Source organism: Vibrio toranzoniae (assembly GCF_024347655.1).
Lineage (GTDB): Bacteria > Pseudomonadota > Gammaproteobacteria > Enterobacterales > Vibrionaceae > Vibrio > Vibrio toranzoniae.
The window spans coordinates 56,120-78,933 of the sequence record NZ_AP025514.1 but is presented as its reverse complement, the minus strand read 5'-3'; the positions used below and the strand labels follow the sequence as shown (position 1 = coordinate 78,933).

The following is a 22,814-nucleotide window of genomic DNA, read 5'->3' as shown; positions in this document are numbered from 1 at the left end:
GTAATTTTTTTTCATGAATGTTTTATTAAAACATCCTGATTCTTTCCACAATTCAACTTTATTTTAGATAAAAAAAAGCCAGTGTTTGTGCACTGGCTCATACTAATTCACTCGATAAGGTCAAAAACTGATTAGTGGGCTTGATCCCAGTTATCACCGTGGCCAGCTTCCGCAACAAGCGGAACGGCTAGCTCAGCAGCGGATTCCATCAATTCTTGTACTTTACTTTCAATTTCGGCTAAAGCTGACTCTTCCACTTCAAATACCAATTCATCGTGCACTTGCATTAGCAGTTTCACACGGCCATCGCCTTCCGCTTGAATCCACTCATCAACCAATAGCATCGCTTTTTTGATAATGTCAGCCGCCGTACCTTGCATTGGTGCGTTGATCGCCGCACGCTCAGCCGCTTTACGACGCATCCCATTTCGAGATTTAATCTCCGGCAAATGTAAACGACGACCATAAATCGTTTCAACAAAGCCCTGCTCTGACGCTGCGCTACGTGTGTCTTCCATGTACTGCATTACGCCAGGATAGCGTTCAAAGTAGGTGTCCATGTAATGTTGCGCTTCACCGCGAGGAATACCCAGCTGCTTAGCCAAACCAAAGGCACTCATACCATAGATAAGACCAAAGTTAACCGCCTTGGCACGGCGACGCTGCTCAGAGGTAACGCTTTCAATATCAACGCCAATAATTTCAGCCGCAGTGGCTGCGTGGATATCTTTGCCTTGTTGGAAAGCTGCCAATAAGGCTTTGTCGCCCGACAGGTGCGCCATGATACGTAATTCAATTTGTGAGTAATCGACCGCTAGAATCTTCCACCCATGTTGAGCAACAAATGCTTGGCGGATACGACGACCCTCTTCATTACGAATTGGGATGTTCTGCAGGTTTGGATCGGTCGAAGACAAACGACCTGTCGCTGTCACCGCTTGGTGATAAGACGTATGAACACGGCCCGTTTCAGCGTTGATCATCTTCGGTAGTTTATCGGTGTACGTCGATTTCAGTTTTGCTAGGCCACGATACTCAATGATCAGCTTAGGCAGCGGGTAGTCCAACGCTAACTCTTGCAACACTTCTTCGTTGGTTGAAGGGCTACCTGATGGCGTTTTCTTGATAACGGGCAGACCCATCTTTTCAAACAAGATCGCTTGCAACTGTTTTGGCGAGTTCATGTTGAACTCTTGCTCTGCAATCTCATAAGCTTTCTGCTCTAGCTCAACAAGACGAACCGCAATCTCTTGCGATTGAGCCCCTAGTAACATGTCATCGATAAAGACACCTGTGCGTTCAATACGAGACATCACAGGAATCAGTGGTACTTCGATCTCTTCATAAATTGCTTTTAGCTTTTCATCTTGCTCAATGTTTTCCATTAAACGATGATGAAGACGCAATGTCACATCCGCATCTTCCGCTGCATATGGAGATGCTTCGCCCAATTCAATCTGGTTGAAAGTAAGCTGTTTTTTTCCTTTACCTGCAATTTGCTCAAATGAGATACAGCTATGCTGAAGGAAACGCAGCGCTAAGCTATCCATATCATGCTTACCACCTACGCTATTGAAAACGTATGATGCCAGCATGGTGTCGTGATTGATGCCTTTCATCTCGATATCGTAGCGCGCTAAAACGCTCATATCGTACTTCAGGTTTTGACCTACTTTTGCTTGCGAGTCATCTTCTAGTATCGGTTTAAGCTGTTTTAGTACCCAATCACGATCGAGTTGTTGAGGTGCATCGAGGTAGTCATGAGCAACCGGCACGTAAGCGGCAACGCCTTCTTCGGTGGCAAATGATAGACCGACAAGGTTAGCGACCATGTAGTCTAGGCTGTCTGTCTCGGTATCAAAAGCAAACACTTCAGCCGCTTTAAGTTTTTCTAACCAAGTATTGAAAGCATCTTCATCTAGAATCGTTTCGTAGTGGCTGCGATCAATCGTCACTGCAGAGGTATTCATCTCAACAGCTGAGGTGGCAGACGAGCCGCTGCTGCGTACCGCACCTGATCTTTCAGCCGCTTCCACCACCCCATTACCGCCATCAAGTAACTCATTGAGCCAAGACTTAAACACCAGCTGACCATATAGCTTAATCAGCTCATCAATGTTTGGTTGAGCTTTCACGAGCGATTCCGGTGTTTCTTCTAACTCAACATCCAACTTAATGGTCGCAAGTTCGTAAGACATCTCAGCGTTGTCTTTATTATCGATAAGCTTCTTCGCCATGGTTTTTGAACCACGAAAGCCAAGCGCCGCAATGTCATCAAGGTTTTGATACAGTTTTTCGATGCTGCCGATGCCTTGCAACAGAGCCGTCGCTGTCTTATCACCCACACCCGGCACGCCCGGAATGTTATCGACTTTATCACCCATTAGAGCAAGGTAATCGATGATCAACTCAGGTGGGATACCAAACTTCTCGATAACGCCTTCACGATCCATCACCACGTTGGTCATGGTATTGATCAAAGTAACGTTGTCATCGACCAGTTGCGCCATATCTTTATCGCCAGTACTGATAAGAACAGGCATGCCCATCGCGGAAGCTTGAGAAGCCAGCGTACCAATCACGTCATCGGCTTCTACCCCAGGGATAGAGATAAGCGGTAGACCCATTGCACGAATGACATTATGCAGCGGCTCGATCTGGCAACGAAGGTCGTCAGGCATTGGTGGACGGTTTGCTTTGTACTCTGGGTACATATCATCACGGAACGTTTTTCCTTTCGCATCAAAAATTACCGCCATACGATCAGAAGCGAATTGACGCATCATGCTACGTAGCATGTTAACCACACCATAAACAGCGTTGGTTGGGATATCACCATTGCTCATTGTGCCAGGGTAAGCATGGAACGCGCGATATAAGTAAGAAGAGCCATCGATTAGAATCAATGGATTATCAGGAATACGAGCCATAATGTTTGTGTATCCAGTAAGTACAGAAATAATCTGTTAAGAATGCCACGTCTGTTGGTTGGATTCTACGTTGTCGATCCGTATCCGTTCATTCGATTGTATTCGTTATAATCAATTTATTGTTATTTTTTGTTCTGAGACACCAGCCACCTGTGGATAACTCTGTTTATATTATTTATCCACCCTGTTGAGAACTAAGGTAAAGCCATAAAAAAACAAACATAAACACATGAAAATAAAGAAAAAAATAACAGATCGAACAGATGATCAACGATCTTTTTTCGATCCTGCATTGTGGAAAAGAATACTGATGGCGTTTTATTCATAAAAATACGTGCCACTAAATATGCATCTTGTTGAAATAGAGGTATAAAAAAAGCGACACCCGAAGATGTCGCCTAGCAAAAACCGGTAAAGCTATTCAAATTGAATACCACAGCTTTACCTAAAAGCTATAAATTACACTGGAAGCAATGTGAGCAATGTCGTGTCAAAAAGAACTTAGTATAAGTTCGCGAGAATTCTGTTACGTAACCAAGTAGATACTTGAGTACTCAACATCCTTGTGAACATTTCCTCATTCCCTAAGACAGGGTTAATAATAATGATTCTCATTTAATAGTCAACAGTTAAATGATAATAAATCTCATTTAATTTATAATTAGTGAATCATCACACTAGTTTCAATCACTCATCACACTGAAAGTGTCTTCAAAAAATAGATTCGATTTTCAGTAATATCTTCTTTTTCTTCCAGTTTTTCGATTTGATAGCCGTTTCTCAATAACAAACGCAGCATAGCTGGAAACTGATTGCGAGATTTAACTTTCAGCTGTTGGTACCCCTGTTGTTCTACCCAAAGTTCCTGAGCATCGAGTTGCGCCTGTGCGACCCCTTTGTTTCTAGCAAGTGGAGAAACGCCCCCAAACCAACTATAAAAGGTCTGCTGATCCAATTCATAGCCGATCTTAAAACCAAGTAACACGCCTGCTTCTTCAGCAACGAGGATCAGGCTTGTTTTACCCGCTAACCGCTCCGATAAAGATGCGACACTCTCTTTTTTAGCGAACTCAGAGATTTGCTCGACCACAGACACCACTTCTTCTAACGAACCTTCACGTACGACAACTGACACTTATTTCATCCTTATAAACGAAAGGGCTGGCACAATGGCCAACCCTTTTACTGATCACTTAAGTTCATTCTGCGCAGTTACTTTTCTTTTAAATGCTCTGATACTTGTGCATTGTCTTCCGCAAGCCACTCTGCGACATCTTTAGCAAAGTAAGTAAGAATGCCATCGGCGCCCGCACGCTTAAAGCACAGCAGTGATTCCATTACGGTTTCGCGCTCTTTCAACCAACCATTTTGAATAGCGACTTTGTGCATCGCATATTCACCAGACACTTGGTAAGCAAATGTCGGCGCTTGTAGTTCATGCTTCACACGGCGCACGATGTCTAGGTAAGGCATGCCTGGCTTCACCATCACCATGTCCGCGCCTTCATTCAGATCGATTGCCACTTCGTGAATCGCTTCATCGCTGTTTGCCGGATCCATCTGGTAGTTTTTCTTGTTACCACCTTTCAGGTTTGAAGCACTGCCGACAGCATCGCGGAATGGGCCGTAGTAGCACGATGCGTATTTCGCTGAATACGCCATAATTTGGGTGTGAATATGACCGGCTTCTTCTAGCGCTTCACGGATTTTACCAATACGACCGTCCATCATATCTGATGGGGCAACCACATCAGCCCCCGCTTCAGCGTGTGACAGCGCCTGCTTAATCAAAACTTCGGTCGTCTCGTCATTCATCACGTAACCATCTTCATCGATGATGCCGTCTTGGCCGTGAGTAGTGAACGGGTCTAGTGCTACGTCAGTAATAACGCCCATGTTTGGCACGTGCTCTTTTAGTAAACGTACTGCACGTTGAACTAAACCTTCCGAGTTATGAGCTTCAACCGCACATAAACTTTTAGCGTCTTGGTTCACTACCGGAAACAGAGCAATCGCAGGAACACCTAATTTTGACAGGTAATCCGCTTCCTCAAGCATAAGATCGATCGACAGGCGTTCAACACCCGGCATGGACTCTACAGGCTCGCGGCGTTCTTTGCCCATAAGGATAAACATTGGGTAGATGAGATCATCCACAGACAATTGATTTTCTGCCATTAGGCGACGGCTAAAGTCGTGCTTGCGCATACGGCGCATACGGCGACCTGGAAATTGACCTTGAATTGAAACAGACACTAGATTCTCCTTGCCTAGTCTAAGCACGAAATACTTAGATATGAAAAGTGCTAAATACAAGCAAAAGCATATCATTGATGGCTCAGGACGCTAGCAGTAAAGTATAAAACCCATTCAAAAATAGGGATGAATGGCAAAAAATGACCTTCTCCTCACACTGCCGTATACTCATGACAACTCAGTAAAGACCGCTTTCAGGACAAAATAATGATCGACACCCATGCTCATATTTACGCGAGCGAATTCGACGAAGACCGCGAACAAGTAGTACAACGCGCACGAGATCAAGGAATTGATACGATTCTGCTGCCTAATATCGATTTAGAATCTATCGAGCCAATGCTAGCGACGGAAGCACAGTTCCCTGAGGTGTGTCACTCAATGATGGGCTTACACCCCTGCTACGTGGATGCCAATATTGAACAAACCCTGAAAACCATTCGAGCTTGGTTCGATAAGCGTGACTTTATCGCCGTAGGTGAAATTGGCATCGACCTGTACTGGGATAAAACCTTTAAAGCCGAACAAGAGATGGCGTTTGTGACTCAACTACAGTGGGCAAAAGAACTCGATCTACCAGTAGTGATCCATACTCGAGACTCTATCGAAGAGACACTAACTCTACTTCGTCAAGAGCAAGACGGTCGCTTACGTGGCGTGTTCCACTGCTTTGGAAGCAGCTTAGAAGAAGCTCAAGCAATCAACGCGCTCGGTTTTCACCTTGGATTAGGTGGAGTCTCTACTTTTAAGAATTCGGGGATGGATAAGGTAATCCCACATCTGGATATGAATTACGTCATCTTGGAAACAGATTGCCCTTATTTAGCACCCGCGCCACACCGTGGTAAACGTAATGAACCCGCTTATACGGAGTTGGTTGCGAAACGTATTGCCGACCTAAGGGGCATGACAATGAAAGAAGTTGACGCAATAACCACTCAAAATGCGAGAGACTTATTTAATTTGTCATAAATCAAATTGATTTAAACCCCCAAAACATTTGAGAAGAGCTAGCAACAAGTCTATTATCAACTACATTCATATGGAGATGATAATTATGTGTGACCACTCACAGCACTTGCAACGCCAGCATCGAACCTTGTGGCATAAAATATTAGGGATTAAAGAGCTCTACATATGTCAAAACTGTGGATATCAGTTAAAGATTCGATAAACAAGACACAACAAAAAAGCGGCCTATGGCCGCTTTTTTATTGTTAAATGACTCGTTAAGAAGCACGGTTCAATTAAGATTCTTCCTCTTCATCGCCATTCGGCTTACGCACATAGAAGCGCGCAAAGAACAGACCAATCTCAAACAAAATACACATTGGAATGGCCAACAGCGTTTGCGATATCATATCAGGTGGTGTCAGCATCATGCCGATAATGAACGCACCCACAACAATATAAGGGCGCTTTTCAGACAGCGATTTAGGCGTTGTCGCACCAGTCCAACATAACAAGATAATCGCAACAGGCACTTCAAAAGCAATACCAAAGGCCAAGAACAGTGCCAGTACAAAATCAAGATAACTCGATATGTCTGTCGCAAACTCCACCTGTCCCAAAGAGATAGTGGTAAAGAAGCTAAATACCAACGGGAATACCACGAAGTAAGCAAACGCTACACCACAGTAAAACAACAGCGAACTTGAAGCCAATAAAGGCATTATCAAACGCTTCTCATGTTTGTATAAGCCCGGTGCAACAAAAGCCCATACCTGATACAAAACAAACGGTACCGCTACAAAAATAGAGGCGACTAAAGTTAGCTTTAACGGCGTGAAAAATGGTGATGCAACATCCGTTGCAATCATCGTCGCCCCTTCAGGTAGGCGATCTACCAAAGGTGCCGATACGAATTCATAAATATCATTAGCAAAATAAATTAGCCCAACAAACACAACCAGGACGGCAACAATCGCACGCAGTAGGCGATTACGTAGCTCTAGAAGGTGGCTAATTAAAGGCTGTGTCTGCTCAGTCGAAGACATGTCAAACCTCTTAAAAGGAAGATCGAAAAGGAGCCGCGCGCCTATCTATCCAGTTGAACTAGTATCCACTTGAATAGCTATTTACTTAAATATGTAGCTACTTAAACATCTAGCTACATAAGTATCTGGCGACTCCTCCTTGCGAGACTATTCGGCTTTCTTATCTGACGGTGCTGAAGCCTCACTGTTAACCTGAATAGTTTCAGATTCCACAGTTTCCGTGACACTGGATTTAGTCTCACTTGGCTTATCAGACTCAGGCTTAGCATATGGACGTTGAACCTCAGCAGCGGCCTGCTTAAGTTCATCCACTGATGCTTGTAGGTCTGGAGATAAATCTTCCATACCCATTTTTTCCGCCTTACGTAGGTTTTCTTGCAGCTCTTGTACCTTAAGCTCATGAGAAAGTTCATCTTTCACACTATTTGCCATGCTTTTCGCTTGTCCAACAAACTTGGAGACACTGCGAATCGCTACAGGCAAACGCTCAGGTCCTAAAACCACTAACCCAACGACAGATATTAATACCAGTTCCCAAAAACCGATATCAAACACGATTTACGCCTGCTCTTTGTCTTTCTTTGTTTCAGCAGTTGTTTCAGCGCTCGCTTCTTTCTTCTGCTGTTCAATATTCTTTGGTTCAAAGTCTGCGTCTTTCTTATCTGCAGGCTTTTCTTCATCGCTCATCGCTTTTTTGAAGCCTTTAACCGCTGAACCTAAGTCACCACCCATGCCGCGCAGTTTCTTTGTTCCGAATAGCAAAATTACAATTACAGCAATGATTAAAAGTTGCCAAATACTGATACCACCCATTGTCATTGTCCTCGGGTCTGTCTACACATAAAAATATTAAGAGAGTCTACTGTCTAACGACGGTAAGCTCGCCAACTAAGCAACCAAAATGTGACACCTGCGATGCCACAGCCCATGGATAGCTGCTCATAAGGGCTTGAAACTAATATTGCGGAGCATACGACTAAAGTAGCTCCAACGCCAAACAAAAACTTTCCAGTCGCTTGCTGACGCTTACTATCTCGGTAGCCTTGATAAAGCTGATCCATTCTGTGGTTCATCGCTTTACCTTGGCGCAAGCTGTCATAAAGTAGCTCTGGCAGCTCTGGCAGTTTTTCTGCCCAGAATGGCGCGCGCTCTTTGACTGCGTTAATCACAGCTTGCGGCCCCACTTGATTCATCATCCAAGTTTCTAGGAAAGGCTTCGCCGTTGCCCACAAATCAAGTTGCGGATACAACTGGCGGCCTAGGCCTTCCACATACAACAAGGTCTTCTGCAAAAGCACCAACTGAGGTTGAACCTCCATGTTGAAACGTCTTGCTGTATTAAATAAGTTTAGCAACACATGGCCAAATGAGATCTCGCCAAGTGGTTTGGCAAAAATAGGCTCACACACCATACGAATCGCAAATTCGAAATCATTGACGTTGGTGTCGTGTGGCACCCATCCAGAATCCACGTGCAGCTCGGCGACTTTACGGTAATCTCGATTAAAGAAAGCCAGCAGGTTTTCGGCTAAATAGCGCTTATCTTCACTGTTAAGTGTGCCGACAATGCCACAATCCAAGCCAATCCACTGAGGATTATCTGGATTTTCAGGGTTAACGAACACGTTGCCAGGGTGCATGTCTGCATGGAAAAAGCTGTCGCGGAACACTTGGGTGAAGAAGACTGTCACACCGCGTTCAGCCAGCAATTTCATGTTAGTGCCGTTGGCGTTTAGCGTTTCAATGTCTGAAACCTGAATACCATAGATTCGCTCTGACACCATCAAGGTTTCACTGCTTAAATCAGGGATAACCTCTGGAACATACAGCTCTTCACTGCCTTCAAAGTTGCGTCGCAGTTGAATCGCATTGGCCGCCTCACGACGCAGATCGAGTTCATCAAGTAGCGTTTTTTCGTACTCGTGAACCACCTCAACGGGTTTCAAACGACGTGCTTCAGGAAGCGACTTAGCGACTATACGCGCCATTCGGTGCATCAGTTTTAGATCTGCATCAATCACCGGGCGAATATCAGGTCGAATTACCTTGAGAACAATCTCGCGACCACTCTCTTTTAGCTTTGCCGTATGCACCTGAGCTATAGAAGCCGAAGCCAGTGGCTCAATATCAAAATCAGTAAACCAATTATCTAAACTGCCACCCAATGCCGTTTCCATATCTTGCTTGGCCAACGCGCCATCAAATGGCGCCACTTGGTCTTGCAACAACGCCAACTGATCGGCGATATGAGGAGGAAATAGGTCACGACGTGTCGACATCATCTGTCCGAATTTGATCCAGACCGGCCCTAATTCTTGTAATGCTAAACGCAAGCGGTGGCCTAACTCTTTATCTTGATGCTTATTCTTGAGCCAAAACAGTGACTTTCTCGCCAACAAAGGGGCTTTAGTCAATTGGTGTTCTGGCATCAACTCATCAAGGCCATACTCTAACTGTACCTTGATAATATGATAAAGACGTTTCACTTCTGCAGGGGTCATGCTTTCTCCAACAGAGTATTCAATTTTGATTCAAGGCGTGCGGTGGCACTTTTTACGTCATCAACCTGATCGCAAAAATGTGCGACTTCTAACGCTGCGGGTGCCATTTTCCACTCCTCAGTCAAAACCTGAGCAAGGTGGTTTTGATGCTTAGTTGCCTGCTTAGCCATCAGGTCACCCACATTTTTAGCGCTTTGGACCAAGGTATGCGCAACCACATCGCCAGTCACTCGTGACAACCACTCTTCCAAGTCAGGCTTGCAGTCTGTCATCAATTGAGCAAATTTTTGTGCCAACTGAATATCACCTTCTAAGATCAGCTTATCTTGCTTGATCAGCTTAGTGATATTCGACTGCTCACGCAGTTCCGGTAATACCGATAGATTCAAGGATAAGTAACAATCAGGTTGTCCTTCGTATTCAGCCAATACATCAATTTGTTGGCTGAAAACGAAAGTGAGTGTTTTATTCAACTCTTTCAAATTGACTTGAATGATCTGCCCCTTTAAACGAGACAAGCGACGAACCAAGGCTGGATCATCGTTCACGAAAGTATTTAAAGAGGTTTCAATAACCGCGGTGACCAATGGATCAAATGGCATGACTGTCCTTACCTTTGAAAACGGATAAGCCTTAACCTATCCGTTCTGTCTTTATTCTTTTATTGTCTAGCCAGCTCAACGAGCCTACTGTCAAGTTCGACTAGAACTTGTAACCTCGGTGCAGCGCAACAATGCCGCCCGTTAGGTTGTAGTATTTAGTGTTTTCAAAACCCGCTTCTTGCATCATGCCTTCTAAAGTTTCTTGATTTGGGTGCATGCGGATAGATTCGGCAAGGTAGCGGTAGCTGTCTGCATCATTGACAATCAGCTCACCAATTTTAGGTAACAAGTGAAAGGAGTATGCGTCATACACTTTCGATAGTGGCTCAAGTACTGGCTTCGAAAACTCCAGAACCAACAGGCGGCCGCCCGGCTTAAGTACGCGGAACATTGAACGCAATGCTTGGTCTTTATCGGTTACGTTACGCAGACAGAAGCTGATCGTAATGCAATCAAAGTAGTTATCTGGAAATGGTAGGTCTTCAGCATTGGCTTGTACGTAGTGCACATTGCCCACAATACCGTTATCTCGCAGCTTATCACGGCCAACATTCAGCATTGAATTGTTGATATCAGCAAGAACCACGTGGCCTTTTTCACCAACAATACGCGAGAATTTCGCCGTAAGATCGCCAGTACCACCACCTAGGTCTAGAACACGTTGACCCGGGCGAACGCCACTGCAATCAATCGTGAATCGCTTCCACAAGCGGTGAACACCACCCGACATTAAATCATTCATAATGTCGTATTTAGCGGCTACAGAGTGAAATACCTCTGCGACTTTCGCGACTTTTTCGTCTTTCGCGACGGTTTCGAAACCAAAGTGTGTGGTTTCTGACTCTACTTCTGAATTTGTCTGCACGCTTGTGTCCATAATGCTGTTATCTACCATGGTAAGTTCTCATCGACAGCGCACTGTGTTTAGAGGCGCTGCGGTCGATTAGTTTACTTTATCCTCAGCAGGTTGTCTTTCTACTAAGGAGTCATTTTCTGAAAAAGCCTCATTTTGCGCCATTTCAGCCAAACCTATCGAAATCGGTTTCTTCACTTCAACACCCAATTGCTTGAAGCTTTCTGCCTGACGAATCACATTGCCCCGCCCTGTTACTAGCTTATTCATGGCACCTTGGTAGCTTTGATTGGCTCTATCTAATGAGCTACCAAGGCCTTCCATGTCATCAACAAACAAGCGCAATTTGTCGTAAAGCTTGCTCGCACGTTCCGCAATAACTTGAGCGTTCTGGTTCTGCCTGTCGTTGCGCCACAGGTTATCAATGGTACGCAGTGCCACCAGCAAGGTCGTTGGGCTAACCAAGATGATGTTTTGTTCCATCGCGTCTTTGACTAAGCTAGGGTCGGCTTGAATCGCCACTTGAAATGCTGGCTCTACCGGAATAAACATCAACACATAATCGAGGCTCTGAATGCCTTTGAGTTGATGATAATCTTTCTGGCTCAAGCCTTTGATGTGCGCTCTTAGAGAAACTAAGTGATCCCGTAGTGCAGCATCGCGTTGTTGATCAGTTTCAGCATTGAAGTAGCGTTCAAAGGCCACCAACGCCATTTTCGAATCCACCACCACTTGCTTATCTTGTGGCAGATGCACAATCACATCCGGTTGATAACGCTTGCCCGCATCGTTTTGCAGGTTCACTTGCGTTTGGTATTCATGGCCTTCGCGCAGGCCTGATTCAGCAAGTACGCGAGCCAATACCACCTCACCCCAGTTACCTTGCTGTTTATTATCACCCTTAAGCGCTTGAGTCAGGTTCACCGCTTCACGCGTCATGCTCTCATTCAGACGTTGCAGGTTTTTAAGTTCATGCACCAAAGTATGACGCTCTTTGGCTTCTTGGCTAAAGTTATCGTTAACCTGCTTTTTAAAACCTTCTAGCTGTTCTCTCAAAGGTGACAACAAACCTTCTAGGCTCTGCTTGTTCTGCTGATCAACCTTGGCGGTTTTAGTTTCAAATAACTGATTAGCTAAATGCTCAAACTGTTGCTTTAATCGAGATTCAGCATGCTCCAACAGCTGCAGTTTTTCATTATTGGCGAGATTTTCTTGATCGTGCCTCGCCTCTTGCTCTCGCAGCTCAGCTTCTAGCTCTGATTTATGAGCTTTAAGCACATTGATCTCATCAGCATACTGCTGGCGCTCCTGCTTAACGGCTTCAAAATAACGAAGCTTTTCCATCGCGGCCATCACCTTGCCGTGCGCTTGCTTGAGTTCAAATACCGCTTTGTCTCGCTCATCATCCAGCTCATCCAACTCTTGTTGTGCCTCTGCAAGCGATAACTTGAGTTGCGACTGTTGAGATTGATGCAACAAATGATCGGACTCAAGTTGCTGTTCAAGAAGTCGCTGTTGAAAAGAGAACTTTTGCTTTATCCACCAACCCACCACACCGCTGCTGACGAGCGCGCCAGAAATTGCAGCAATAAGCGTTGCTTGATGTTCGATAATCCATTGCATGATAATGATTTAGCCTAATTGGAAGTAACTCATTAAATGGTATTTTGATACTGGATAAATGTCCAGTTTGCCGTATTAAAATTCGCCAGATAGACTAAGCGCTCTGTATTAATTTCCATCAAATTAGAATGAGTTGCTATGAACGAACGTCGTGCCTTGGGCTTTGGCCTTTCCGCAGTGCTACTGTGGTCAACGGTCGCTACTGCTTTTAAGCTGACCCTTGCTGAGTTTTCACCGATTCAAATGCTGACCATCGCCAGCATTGTGTCGTCGATTGCACTGATCGCGGTTTGCGCCTTTCAAGGCAAACTTACTCAGTTGAGTACTACGTTTCTTTCCAACCCTTGGTATTACCTCCTGCTCGGTTTGGTGAATCCTCTAGCCTACTACCTGATTCTCTTTAAAGCGTATGACCTACTGCCCGCTTCTCAAGCTCAAGCCATCAACTACAGTTGGGCGATCACCCTAACTTTAATGGCAGCGGTGTTTCTAGGACAAAAAATTCGCAAACAAGATTGGATTGCATGTACCTTCAGCTATGCCGGCGTGGTCGTGATAGCCACCAAAGGCGACGTGCTAGGTATGCAGTTCGATAGCCCACTCGGTGTGGCACTGGCGCTGCTTTCAACCCTGCTTTGGGCGGGTTACTGGATTCTCAACACCAAAAACAAGGCTGACCCTGTGGTTGGCGTACTGCTTGGGTTCTTAGTGGCATTGCCATTCGCGATTGGTTTAACCCTTTACGAAGGTGAAAGCTTTAGCCAAATCACAGCGAAAGGTTGGATGGCGGTGACTTATGTGGGCCTATTTGAGATGGGGATTACCTTTGTATTGTGGCTATCAGCACTGAAACTGACCAACAACACAGCACGTATCAGTAACCTAATCTTTGCCTCACCGTTTATCTCACTAATGCTACTTTCAACCATCATTGGCGAAGAGATTCACCCTGCCACTCTATTTGGCCTGGTATTAATCATTTCCGGCTTGGTGATTCAACAGATCAAGTTTTCAAAAAACAAGACAGTTGCTAATGAGAACTAAAAGTGTCGATTGACTGCGAAATCCATCAACTTAGTTACTTTTCACTCTGAAATAGATACAAAAATGGCGAGTCATGTGACTCGCCATTTTTATGTAACCTGAACGAATGGATAAGCGAAGTGCTTAAACCCACTGTCCTGCAGCAAAGCCAGAACTCCAACACCATTGGAAGTTGTAGCCACCCAGCCAGCCAGTTACATCCATCACTTCACCGATAAAGTAGAGGCCAGAGACACTCTTACACTCCATAGTTTTTGAAGATAGGTGATGAGTATCCACCCCACCGAGAGTGACTTCGGCCGTTCGGTAGCCTTCCGTCCCATTGGGTGCGATTTTCCAGTTTTCTAGATGTTCTACAACACCATTCAATTGCTTTTCATTAAACTGTTTAAGTGGCTTGTCTTCCAGCTCTTTACGATCAATCAGTACTTCAATAAAACGCTTTGGCAATACTTTCGCCAAGGTGTTTTTCAGGCTCTGGTTTGGGTGTTTCTCGCGAGAGTTTTCAAGTAGCTCCGCAACATCCACTTCGGGTACTAGGTTGATAGAGACCGATTGGCCCGCTTTCCAGAATGAAGAGATTTGCAGTACTGACGGACCAGATAAGCCGCGGTGTGTAAACAGCAGCGCTTCTTTGAATACAGTGCCGTCTTGAGCGGTGATCTCAGCAGGGATGGCGATACCAGAAAGCTCAGCGAAGGCTTCTTTGTCTTCTTTATGCAAAGTAAATGGCACCAAACCTGCGGTAGTCGGCAACACAGACAAACCAAACTGCTCGGCAATCTTATAGCCAAATGGCGTTGCGCCGAGCTTAGGCATCGACAAACCACCTGTCGCGACAACCAAGGAGTCACACTCAACTTCGTCGGTGTTGAGGTGCATCTTGAAGCCAGTATCTGTTTTTTCGATGGAGTGAACATCACAACGGTAGCGTTGTTCGACTTTCGCTTGCTTACACTCTTCAAGCAGCATGCTCACGATATCTTTTGCGGTGTGGTCATTCACACAGAACAATTGGCCGTGATCACGCTCTTCGAACTCAATGCCGTACTTACTCACCATCGAGATAAAATCCCAGTTGGTGTATTGAGACAGCGCTGACTTCACGAAGTGAGGGTTGTTACACAGGAAGTTGTTTGCTGAAACATCATAATTAGTGAAGTTACAACGGCCGCCACCTGAGATTAAAATTTTTCTGCCTGGTTTCTTTGCATGATCAACCACCAGCACTCGTCGGCCGCGTTTACCCGCTTCCGCAGCACACATTAAGCCCGCGGCGCCCGCACCCATTACGATTACATCAAATTTTTCACTCATTGTGGTTCTGCTTTTCTTCACTTTTGCAGCCCGAGTACGCCCTGTTCTCGAAATGCGGTCAATAAAAAAGGATGTGCATAAACAGCACATCCTTACTTGTTGCTCGCTATTTTAGCGGCAATTTTCAACTTTGCAATTGATGTTCAATTGTACGAATCGCAAGCATCAATATGTTCACTGATTAGATACGAGACCCACAACCAAAATCCAGATCACGCTTAAACGATGAACGAAGATAGTAACGTTACACCCAGCAAAGAGACAGAAAGTATAAATAGCTGCCTCACTCGATCACATTTCGATGTGAAAACTTCATCATGGTGATGGTGATATTCTTTGCTTTTTATGTAACTAAACAAGCGAACCTGTTTGGTCATATTGCCATGGGTTGTGAAAAAACCGCCTCCGTCTACTTGTTGATAAAGCAGAGGGTGCGCTTCTCGCATAATATAAATGAGTGTTCGTAACGCAGTAAAATAACGCAACCAGTTCACACATGTCACAACCATTAGTGCAAATAGAATAGTGTCGCCGCTGATCATCCTTTCCTCCCTACATCTTCATCAGAAAACTCGGAAGAAAAAGATAATCAGTGTCTTTCTCTTACTACCTAAACAGCAGGAGTTTCCATAATTGAAGATGAACCATCTTTTGCCAATTGCGCTAAGTCTTTATCAATAAAGAACAGTGCTTTACCGTCTTCACCAACAAGTTCTAGCTTATCTAATACACCTTTAAATAATTTTTCTTCTTCATGTTGCTCTGCAACGTACCATTGCAAGAAGTTAAAGGTTGAGTAATCTTGTGTGCTAAAAGCGACGTGAGCGAGTTTGTTGATTTTTTGAGTAATCATTTGCTCATGTTCATAAGTTTCACGGAACACTGCACCAAGGCTATCAAATTCATGTTTTGGTGCTTCAATCGCACCTAGAATTGGCATCGCACCCGTTTCACTTACGTAAGTGAAAAGACGTTGCATGTGTCCCATTTCTTCTACTGCATGAACACGCAGAAACTCTGCTGCACCTTCAAATCCTTTGTCTTCACACCAAGCACTCATTTGTAAGTATAGATTGGATGAGAAAAATTCGAGATTAATTTGATCGTTCAGTTGCTCAACCATTGTTTTAGACAGCATTTCGGTCTCCTAATTACATCCGTTATTTTCTCTATCATATCACTATTTAATGAATATCTCGCCGGCCATTAGTTAACCAATATTTCCCTCTTACTACGCAAGACGATGGATATGAGATCACTCTGGCAAAAAAAGGCATCACATAGTGCTAATCTTTAACTAGACAATGAATAGGGAGGTAGCGATATGAGTTACAAACATATTTTGGTTGCGGTCGATTTATCTGAAGACAGTAAACGACTCGTCGATAAAGCGGTTGTATTGGCTAAGCCATTGGGTGCAAAAGTCTCTTTTATCCACATCGATATTAATTATGCCGAGCTTTATACTGGGCTGATTGATATCAACATGGCAGAAACTCAGCACAATGCGATGGAAGCATCACGAGTTCAATTACAAAGTTTTGCTGAACATGCTCAGTACCCAATCGCTCATACTTTAGTAGGCAGCGGTGACTTGAGCCATGAACTGTGTGACACCATCAACGAGTTTAATGTGGATCTAGTGGTCTGCGGACATCACCAAGATTTTTGGAGCAAGCTGCTTTCTTCAACACGACAACTGATCAACGCGTCACCGGTTGATATGCTGGTCGTGCCTCTAAGAGATTCAGAAGACTAATGATTTAAGGTTAGGTAACATACAGCTCATATCTTATTAACGAAGTTTTTGTATGAGCTATTTAGCTGGTGTTACTCTCCTGTGGGCCTTCTCATTTAGCCTGATTGGCGTCTACCTTGCTGGTCAGGTTGATTCTTGGTTTTCTGTTTTAATGCGCGTCGCCCTTGCTGGCATCGTATTTCTTCCTTTCCTTAAGTTCCGTGGCGTCTCGCGTAAGTTGATCGCTAAATTGATGGCAATTGGTGGTATCCAGCTTGGTCTGATGTACTGCTTCTACTATCAATCTTTCTTGCTACTATCTGTGCCTGAAGTCCTTTTGTTTACGGTTTTCACCCCGATTTACGTCACACTTATTTATGACTTCCTAAAAGGGCAGTTTTCACCGTGGTATTTGGTAACAGCAGCGACGGCAGTGCTTGGAGCCATTTTTATTAAGTTTGCAGGGATCAACGACAATTTTTTAGTCGGTTTCTTAGTCGTGCAAGGCGCTAACCTGTGCTTTGCTATCGGACAAGTAGGCTATAAAGTGGTGATGGAGAAGGAATCGACTGAACTACCGCAAAGAACGATCTTTGGTTACTTTTACTTAGGTGCGTTATGCGTCGCTTCGGTTGCTTTCATGCTACTGGGCAACGCTGAGAAGTTGCCAACGACCACACTTCAATGGGGAATTCTGATTTACCTAGGCTTGATAGCCTCGGGGCTGGGTTACTTTATGTGGAATAAAGGCGCATGTATGGTGAATGCAGGCGCACTGGCCGTAATGAATAATGCCTTAGTTCCAACCGGCCTTGTAGTGAACATCCTGATTTGGAATAGGGATGTTGACCTGGTTCGACTTGCCATTGGTGGCTGCGTTATCTTGTTTTCTCTATTCCTCAATGAGACCTGGGTGAAGAAGCGCGTAGCGAGATCCGCAAGCAACGTTTAACCGAACGATTGGATTGAACAGATTGTGGCTACCCCAGAAAGCAAAAGAGCGACCTAAGGTCGCTCTTTTTAAATAAACTCATCATCTTCAGTGTTAGTGAATATGGTTTGCTACCAACGATTGGCTTTCTGTGAAAACAACGTCATCAAGTTGTAGGTTGATGCGTTCCAGTTTGCTTTCCATCTTCTGACTTTTCTTAAACAGCTTTTGCTGCTTCTTAATCATCTTCGCCAGTTTCTTATTGTACTTCTCTTGCTTCTTCGCGGCTTTTTTCGCTCGCTTAAGCTCTTTTTTCTGACCGTTGCTCGCCATGAGCTTTTTCAGCTTGGCTTTTTTCAATGATGGTTTCTTAGCTATGCTTGCAACGCTAGGATCGAACATTTGTACGGCAGAATCAGGCGTATCTACAACCTCAACAAGCGTTATTTCAGGCTTAGGCAGCGTTTCAGCTAACAGGCCACACACCACTTTCTCTTCGATGGGTTTGCTTTGACAACCAAGCGGTGGAATTGCAGTGGGTTTGCATAGGTTCGCTTCGTCCGCCGATGAACGCGCACAAGAACGACACACAAACTTGGGTTCCGTGACCAAGCTGTGGATCTCACCTAGGTGTTCGGTAATATCTCGACGGTTTAACTTACAAAAGCGTTTAGCCATGCTACAACTCCAGCTAAGAATAATAATGATTCTTAGTTAGATATACATCCGTAACGCGACTATCGCAAGTGTTAAATGGTGATTTATCGTATTTATGACGGGGAATTTTCTTAGCGTGTCGCTAAGTTATTGATGCTTTAACTGAGTAATTGATACTTTACCTAGGTCATTGATGCTTTCACATACACATCAAAACGGTTCTTTTTGGTTTCGATCGCCATGCTTGGTTTTTGCTCGTCTAACCACGCGGCGTAATCCGGTCTTTTAACCACAACGCGTTTTGATGCGAGCTTAAGAGCAGGTTGTAATAAAGCATCAGCATCCATATCAGCGCCGACCAAAGATTGGAATACGCGCATCTCTTTTTTAACCAAAGCCGATTTCTTTTTGTTTTCAGGGTGTGGGTACATAGGGTCGAGGTAAACCACATCTGGTTGCTTGAAATTAGGATCATCACAGAGCTTATTTAAGGCGTCATGACTTGAAGCGTGAATCAACGTCATACGTTCGCTTACCCAACCACCAATATCCAGATCTTGCTGCGCACGTTGTAAGCCATCATCAAGCAACGCGGCCACGACAGGATGACGCTCTACCATTTGCACTTTACAGCCCAACGAGGCCAACACAAACGCGTCACGTCCTAAACCGGCCGTGCCATCGAGGATAGTCGGTGTTGCTCCTTTGTTTAAACCTGCCGCTTTGGCAATCGCCTGGCCTTTACCGCCACCAAACTTACGTCTGTGACCAACGGCACCTCCGACTAAATCCACAAAGATAGCGCCCAACTTCGGTTCGTCCACTTTGCGTAACTCAAGTCGCTCGCTCGTTAATACCAACGCAAAATCGCTGTTTTCATCATGGGATAAATGCCAACGGGTCGCGAGGTCATTTAAATGATCGATTTGGGTCGCATCTTCGCAAATCAGTTGTAGTTGCAAGGTCGTCTCCAACAGACAGTAGTATTCAAATAAAAGAGGCAACCAGTTTACCTGATTGCCTCAACAATACATATTAACGGTGTAAAAACGATGAAGACGTAGAAACGATGAGTAAGGAAAAACACTCATGGTGCTTAGCGTTCATCACAAAGCTATACTCACTCACTAAGTCCAAATGTTATAGAAAGCGCTCTTGCTGTAACTCTTCGACTAATTCTTCAAGCGGCTTAGGCTTACCTATGATGTAGCCCTGCGCATAGTTAACACCAAGCTCGAGCAGTTTGTCGATCACCTGAGTGTTTTCAACAAATTCAGCCACCGTATATTTGCCCATCTGCTTAGCTAGGTCGTTGATAGAACGAACCATCACGTGGTCCATCTCGTTGACATCAATATCACGTACAAACAAACCATCGATTTTCACAATATCGACCGGTAGCTTCTTCAGATACCCAAACGACGATAACCCTGAACCGAAATCATCCAGTGCAATCATACAGCCCAGCTCTTTAATTCTCGTAAAGAACTTGATCGCCTGTTTCATGTTACTCATTGCGGCCGTTTCAGTGATCTCTAAACAAATTTTATGACTCGGTATTGACGAGTTTTTGAGGTTATCAATCAAGAACTCGACAAACTCTCGATTACCCATCGAATGACCCGATAAATTGATTGAGCACATCCCAAGCTCATCAATAACCTGTGGCCGTTGCTCCAACCAACTCAATGTCTGGCTCACCACTTTGCGGTCAATCAGGTGTGCAATGTTGTATCGCTCTGAAGCGGGCATGAAGATACCCGGAGAGATGTATTCCCCATCAACATTCTTAATCCGAACCAAAATCTCGAAATGCATTTTCTCGCAATCGGTATCTAAACCTAGAATACGCTGTGCAAATAGCTCTAAGCGATCATTGGCCAAGGCTTCATGCACCAAGTTCACGCTCTCCATCTCCAAATGACGGCGACGAAGGTCTTCATCATCTTGATGATAAAGGTGATAGCGGTTACGCCCCTCCTCTTTGGCCACATGACAAGCAGCATCAGCCTGAGCATGCACCATCTGCGGTGAGGAGGCAGTATGGTCAATCAATCGAAGGCCGATAGAGCAAGTGAGGTTGAGGCGAATATCCCTCCATACAAATGAATTCTCACTCATCATAGAAATAATGCTACGACACACATTGAGCGCATCTCGCTCGGTGCAGTCTTTGATTAACACGGCAAATTCGTCACCACCCATGCGCGCCAATAACGCATTGTAGGGCAGCACATCTTCTAACAGTTTTGCACTAAACAAGATCGCGGCATCGCCCGCTTCATGCCCTGCGGTATCATTCAACACCTTCAGTTGGTCTAAATCTAGGAACAACATCGCATGAGTGCGCATGTGGCTTTCCACTTCTTTAAGCGCCTTTTGCAGCTCTTGCTCAAAGTGGTTGCGGTTAAAAGTGTCAGTCAACAAGTCGTACTGTGCTTGATACTCTAACTTTTCTGACAGCTCGTGTGTTTCAGTAATGTCTTCACCAACAATCAACAGCTGATCAGACTCAACCAACGGGCGAATATTTTCTCTAATCCAGATGGTGCTGCCATCAGCATGACGATATTCAATATCACGACGCCACACACCGCGGATTTTATGCTGCGGTTGCAACAAGGTATTACGTGGAGTCATCGCATTCTCATCAACGTAGAACTCGCGAGGGCGATGGCCCAATAACTGTTTCAATGAATAGCCCAACAACTTTTCAGCAAACTGATTCACTTGTTGGATGCGGTTGTGACCATCCAGCGTAATCATCATTACCGGTTGTTTGTCATAATACAGCTTTAGGTTTGCTTCACGCTGGAACAGCTTATTCTCAACAAGCTTACCCGACGTAACGTCACGAGCTTCAAATAAGAACTGAATATCATCCCCTTCGCTGATCGGCATTGGCTTTAATGAGATATCCAATACCATTGTGCCACGATCACGACACCACACTTCGGCTTCAAATCGCAAAGCCTGATGTTCGTCTTTAGAGATAAAATATTCCTTTAGCCGCTGCTTTGCAGAATCTTCCCAGTGTTGGTGGTTTTGAAGAGGCGTCCCCAATTTATAGCCTTGGTTGTAAAGAAGTTCATGCAATTTACTATTACTAGACAACAGCACACCAGCCTCATCGATGATCCCCATAAACTGTAAACTCTGGTCGAATATCGACTCAAGTAGCCGTTGGCTCTGGCGGCTCGTTCTCTCACTTTTCTTGAGACGATTAAGGTAATAAACCAAGATCGCGATGACGCTCGACATCGTTAGAAACAGTAAACCTATGGTCTGAATTTCATCGCGGTAGCGAGTCAGGAATGATTTGGGCTTATTGAAGAAAGCCACCGAGGCTTCATTCTCAGCGCCCAAGTCCCAGCGTGAGATTTGTTGATAATCAAGTTTGATTTCTGGGGCGCCAGCAACCACTTTCGGCAAAGGTTTATCCGGGTTATCGAGCACCTTCAGCAACACCTGCCCCGTACCTCGCCCTTGTGTCTTACCACGGTGAATGACACCGCCAATAGCACCATACCCAAGCCCCAAATCATGCACGATATACAATGGTATCTGAGCTTTTTTGTTAAGCTGGCGCCAGTCCTCATTACTGCTGACTCGGCCATTGATATCTCGGTAGTAAGCCCAAAACAGCAGGCTTTTTTTAAGATCAGCGCGTTGAGCGAACGTCATCAGTTCTTGATAAGAGTCGGGTTTATATTGCTCTACCAACCTAGAAAACTCAGGACGCTTTTGTAGGAATAGATCCACTTGAGCGCGAATAGCTTCACCCGTTACCGAGTGATCAGTGACCACATATATTTTTTCCACTGTCGATTGAAGTCGCTTGATCAGCTCTACATTGCTTGCTATATCAATATCTTCGGTGATACCCGTCGCATTCAAGCCTTCTATCATTTGCGGAGAGAAATTGTTGATGCCGCCAAAAATAACGGGCGTGCCATTGAGCTCAGGCGCTAAGCGCTTCATCAGGTTAAGGGCGTTGTTATCGCTGACCACCACAGCGGTAAACTCTTCATGCGATAGCTTGGTACGGTATAGCTGATAGATTCGCTCTAAGTATTCCGTGTTTTGAGTACGCTTGCTATCGAGATAAACGACACGATAAGACAGGCCGTCACGGTCAAGTTCTTCAGCCAACCCTTCATGGAAATCATCTGTCCAGAAAAAACCTTGATGATAAGAGTGAATGACCAATACATCTTTTGTCTGTGCTGAAGTAAAAACACTCCAACACATCAAAACTAATAACAACGAAAATCGCACTGAATTCACCCTAACACTATAGTTACTGCTAATATTATCACCCTTGGCTATGATGTGTACTCTAGCCGGTATGTTTTCATTCAATCT

At 44.7% G+C, this 22,814-nt stretch carries 20 protein-coding genes; 4 read left to right on the top strand and 16 right to left on the bottom strand.

The annotated features are described in order from the left end of the window. Positions 1–131: 131 nt before the first annotated feature. The 3 genes from polA to hemB all read right to left on the bottom strand — a co-directional run bounded on the left by polA (position 132) and on the right by hemB (position 5,186). The gene (polA, locus tag OCU50_RS00355; protein ID WP_060466888.1) at positions 132–2,930 is read right to left on the bottom strand and encodes a DNA polymerase I; all 2,799 of its coding nucleotides are present in this window, start codon (positions 2,928–2,930) and stop codon (positions 132–134) included. A 694-nt stretch (positions 2,931–3,624) separates the two neighbouring features. Then, entirely contained in the window at positions 3,625–4,065 is a 441-nt protein-coding gene (locus tag OCU50_RS00350) for a GNAT family N-acetyltransferase (protein ID WP_060466887.1), read from the bottom strand. A 77-nt stretch (positions 4,066–4,142) separates the two neighbouring features. After that, a complete protein-coding gene (gene hemB / locus OCU50_RS00345; protein ID WP_060466886.1) occupies positions 4,143–5,186 on the bottom strand; it encodes a porphobilinogen synthase in 1,044 nt (347 codons plus the stop codon). A gap of 207 nt (positions 5,187–5,393) precedes the next feature. Between hemB and OCU50_RS00340 the strand changes: the two genes are divergently transcribed. Beyond that, positions 5,394–6,158, top strand: coding sequence for a TatD family hydrolase (locus OCU50_RS00340; protein WP_060466885.1), 765 nt, complete (start codon positions 5,394–5,396; stop codon positions 6,156–6,158). A gap of 275 nt (positions 6,159–6,433) precedes the next feature. Here OCU50_RS00340 and tatC read toward each other — a convergent pair whose 3' ends face one another. From tatC to rmuC, 7 genes are all read right to left on the bottom strand, one after another. Further along, positions 6,434–7,183 (bottom strand): twin-arginine translocase subunit TatC, encoded by a 750-nt coding sequence (gene tatC, locus OCU50_RS00335; RefSeq protein WP_060466884.1) that lies wholly within the window; start codon positions 7,181–7,183, stop codon positions 6,434–6,436. Between the two features lie 147 nt (positions 7,184–7,330). After that, on the bottom strand, positions 7,331–7,738 hold the full coding sequence (gene tatB, locus OCU50_RS00330; protein WP_060466883.1) for a Sec-independent protein translocase protein TatB: 408 nt from the start codon (positions 7,736–7,738) through the stop codon (positions 7,331–7,333). A gap of 3 nt (positions 7,739–7,741) precedes the next feature. After that, the gene (gene tatA, locus OCU50_RS00325) at positions 7,742–7,996 is read right to left on the bottom strand and encodes a Sec-independent protein translocase subunit TatA (protein WP_060466882.1); all 255 of its coding nucleotides are present in this window, start codon (positions 7,994–7,996) and stop codon (positions 7,742–7,744) included. Between the two features lie 53 nt (positions 7,997–8,049). After that, on the bottom strand, positions 8,050–9,684 hold the full coding sequence (ubiB, locus tag OCU50_RS00320) for a ubiquinone biosynthesis regulatory protein kinase UbiB (protein ID WP_060466881.1): 1,635 nt from the start codon (positions 9,682–9,684) through the stop codon (positions 8,050–8,052). After that, positions 9,681–10,286, bottom strand: coding sequence for a ubiquinone biosynthesis accessory factor UbiJ (locus OCU50_RS00315; protein WP_060466880.1), 606 nt, complete (start codon positions 10,284–10,286; stop codon positions 9,681–9,683). Before OCU50_RS00315 ends, ubiB begins: the two co-directional genes overlap by 4 nt. A 100-nt stretch (positions 10,287–10,386) precedes the next feature. Then, a complete protein-coding gene (gene ubiE / locus OCU50_RS00310) occupies positions 10,387–11,166 on the bottom strand; it encodes a bifunctional demethylmenaquinone methyltransferase/2-methoxy-6-polyprenyl-1,4-benzoquinol methylase UbiE (protein WP_060467028.1) in 780 nt (259 codons plus the stop codon). 63 nt (positions 11,167–11,229) lie between these two features. Then, complete coding sequence (rmuC, locus tag OCU50_RS00305; protein WP_060466879.1) at positions 11,230–12,762, bottom strand: DNA recombination protein RmuC; 1,533 nt, start codon at positions 12,760–12,762, stop codon at positions 11,230–11,232. A 138-nt stretch (positions 12,763–12,900) separates the two neighbouring features. On the opposite strand from rmuC, the gene OCU50_RS00300 reads away from it, so the two are divergent. Continuing rightward, complete coding sequence (locus tag OCU50_RS00300; protein WP_046223401.1) at positions 12,901–13,806, top strand: DMT family transporter; 906 nt, start codon at positions 12,901–12,903, stop codon at positions 13,804–13,806. 123 nt (positions 13,807–13,929) lie between these two features. Here OCU50_RS00300 and OCU50_RS00295 read toward each other — a convergent pair whose 3' ends face one another. From OCU50_RS00295 to ftnA, 3 genes are all read right to left on the bottom strand, one after another. Next, entirely contained in the window at positions 13,930–15,123 is a 1,194-nt protein-coding gene (locus OCU50_RS00295) for a BaiN/RdsA family NAD(P)/FAD-dependent oxidoreductase (protein ID WP_060466878.1), read from the bottom strand. 218 nt (positions 15,124–15,341) lie between these two features. Continuing rightward, entirely contained in the window at positions 15,342–15,665 is a 324-nt protein-coding gene (gene uspB / locus OCU50_RS00290; protein WP_017055567.1) for a universal stress protein UspB, read from the bottom strand. A 68-nt stretch (positions 15,666–15,733) separates the two neighbouring features. Continuing rightward, positions 15,734–16,261, bottom strand: coding sequence for a non-heme ferritin (gene ftnA / locus OCU50_RS00285; RefSeq protein ID WP_017055566.1), 528 nt, complete (start codon positions 16,259–16,261; stop codon positions 15,734–15,736). 186 nt (positions 16,262–16,447) lie between these two features. Between ftnA and uspA the strand changes: the two genes are divergently transcribed. Together uspA and OCU50_RS00275 are read left to right on the top strand one after the other, a co-directional pair. After that, the gene (gene uspA / locus OCU50_RS00280) at positions 16,448–16,882 is read left to right on the top strand and encodes a universal stress protein UspA (protein ID WP_017055565.1); all 435 of its coding nucleotides are present in this window, start codon (positions 16,448–16,450) and stop codon (positions 16,880–16,882) included. A 52-nt stretch (positions 16,883–16,934) separates the two neighbouring features. Next, entirely contained in the window at positions 16,935–17,813 is an 879-nt protein-coding gene (locus OCU50_RS00275; protein WP_060466877.1) for a carboxylate/amino acid/amine transporter, read from the top strand. Positions 17,814–17,906: 93 nt separating this feature from the next. Here OCU50_RS00275 and OCU50_RS00270 read toward each other — a convergent pair whose 3' ends face one another. The 3 genes from OCU50_RS00270 to OCU50_RS00260 form a co-directional block, all read right to left on the bottom strand. Then, positions 17,907–18,470, bottom strand: a complete 564-nt coding sequence (locus OCU50_RS00270; RefSeq protein WP_060466876.1) for a hypothetical protein — start codon at positions 18,468–18,470, stop codon at positions 17,907–17,909. A 161-nt stretch (positions 18,471–18,631) separates the two neighbouring features. After that, the gene (locus tag OCU50_RS00265) at positions 18,632–19,411 is read right to left on the bottom strand and encodes a class I SAM-dependent methyltransferase (protein ID WP_060466875.1); all 780 of its coding nucleotides are present in this window, start codon (positions 19,409–19,411) and stop codon (positions 18,632–18,634) included. Positions 19,412–19,589: 178 nt separating this feature from the next. Then, entirely contained in the window at positions 19,590–22,700 is a 3,111-nt protein-coding gene (locus tag OCU50_RS00260; protein ID WP_060466874.1) for an EAL domain-containing protein, read from the bottom strand. Between the last annotated feature and the right edge of the window lie 114 nt (positions 22,701–22,814).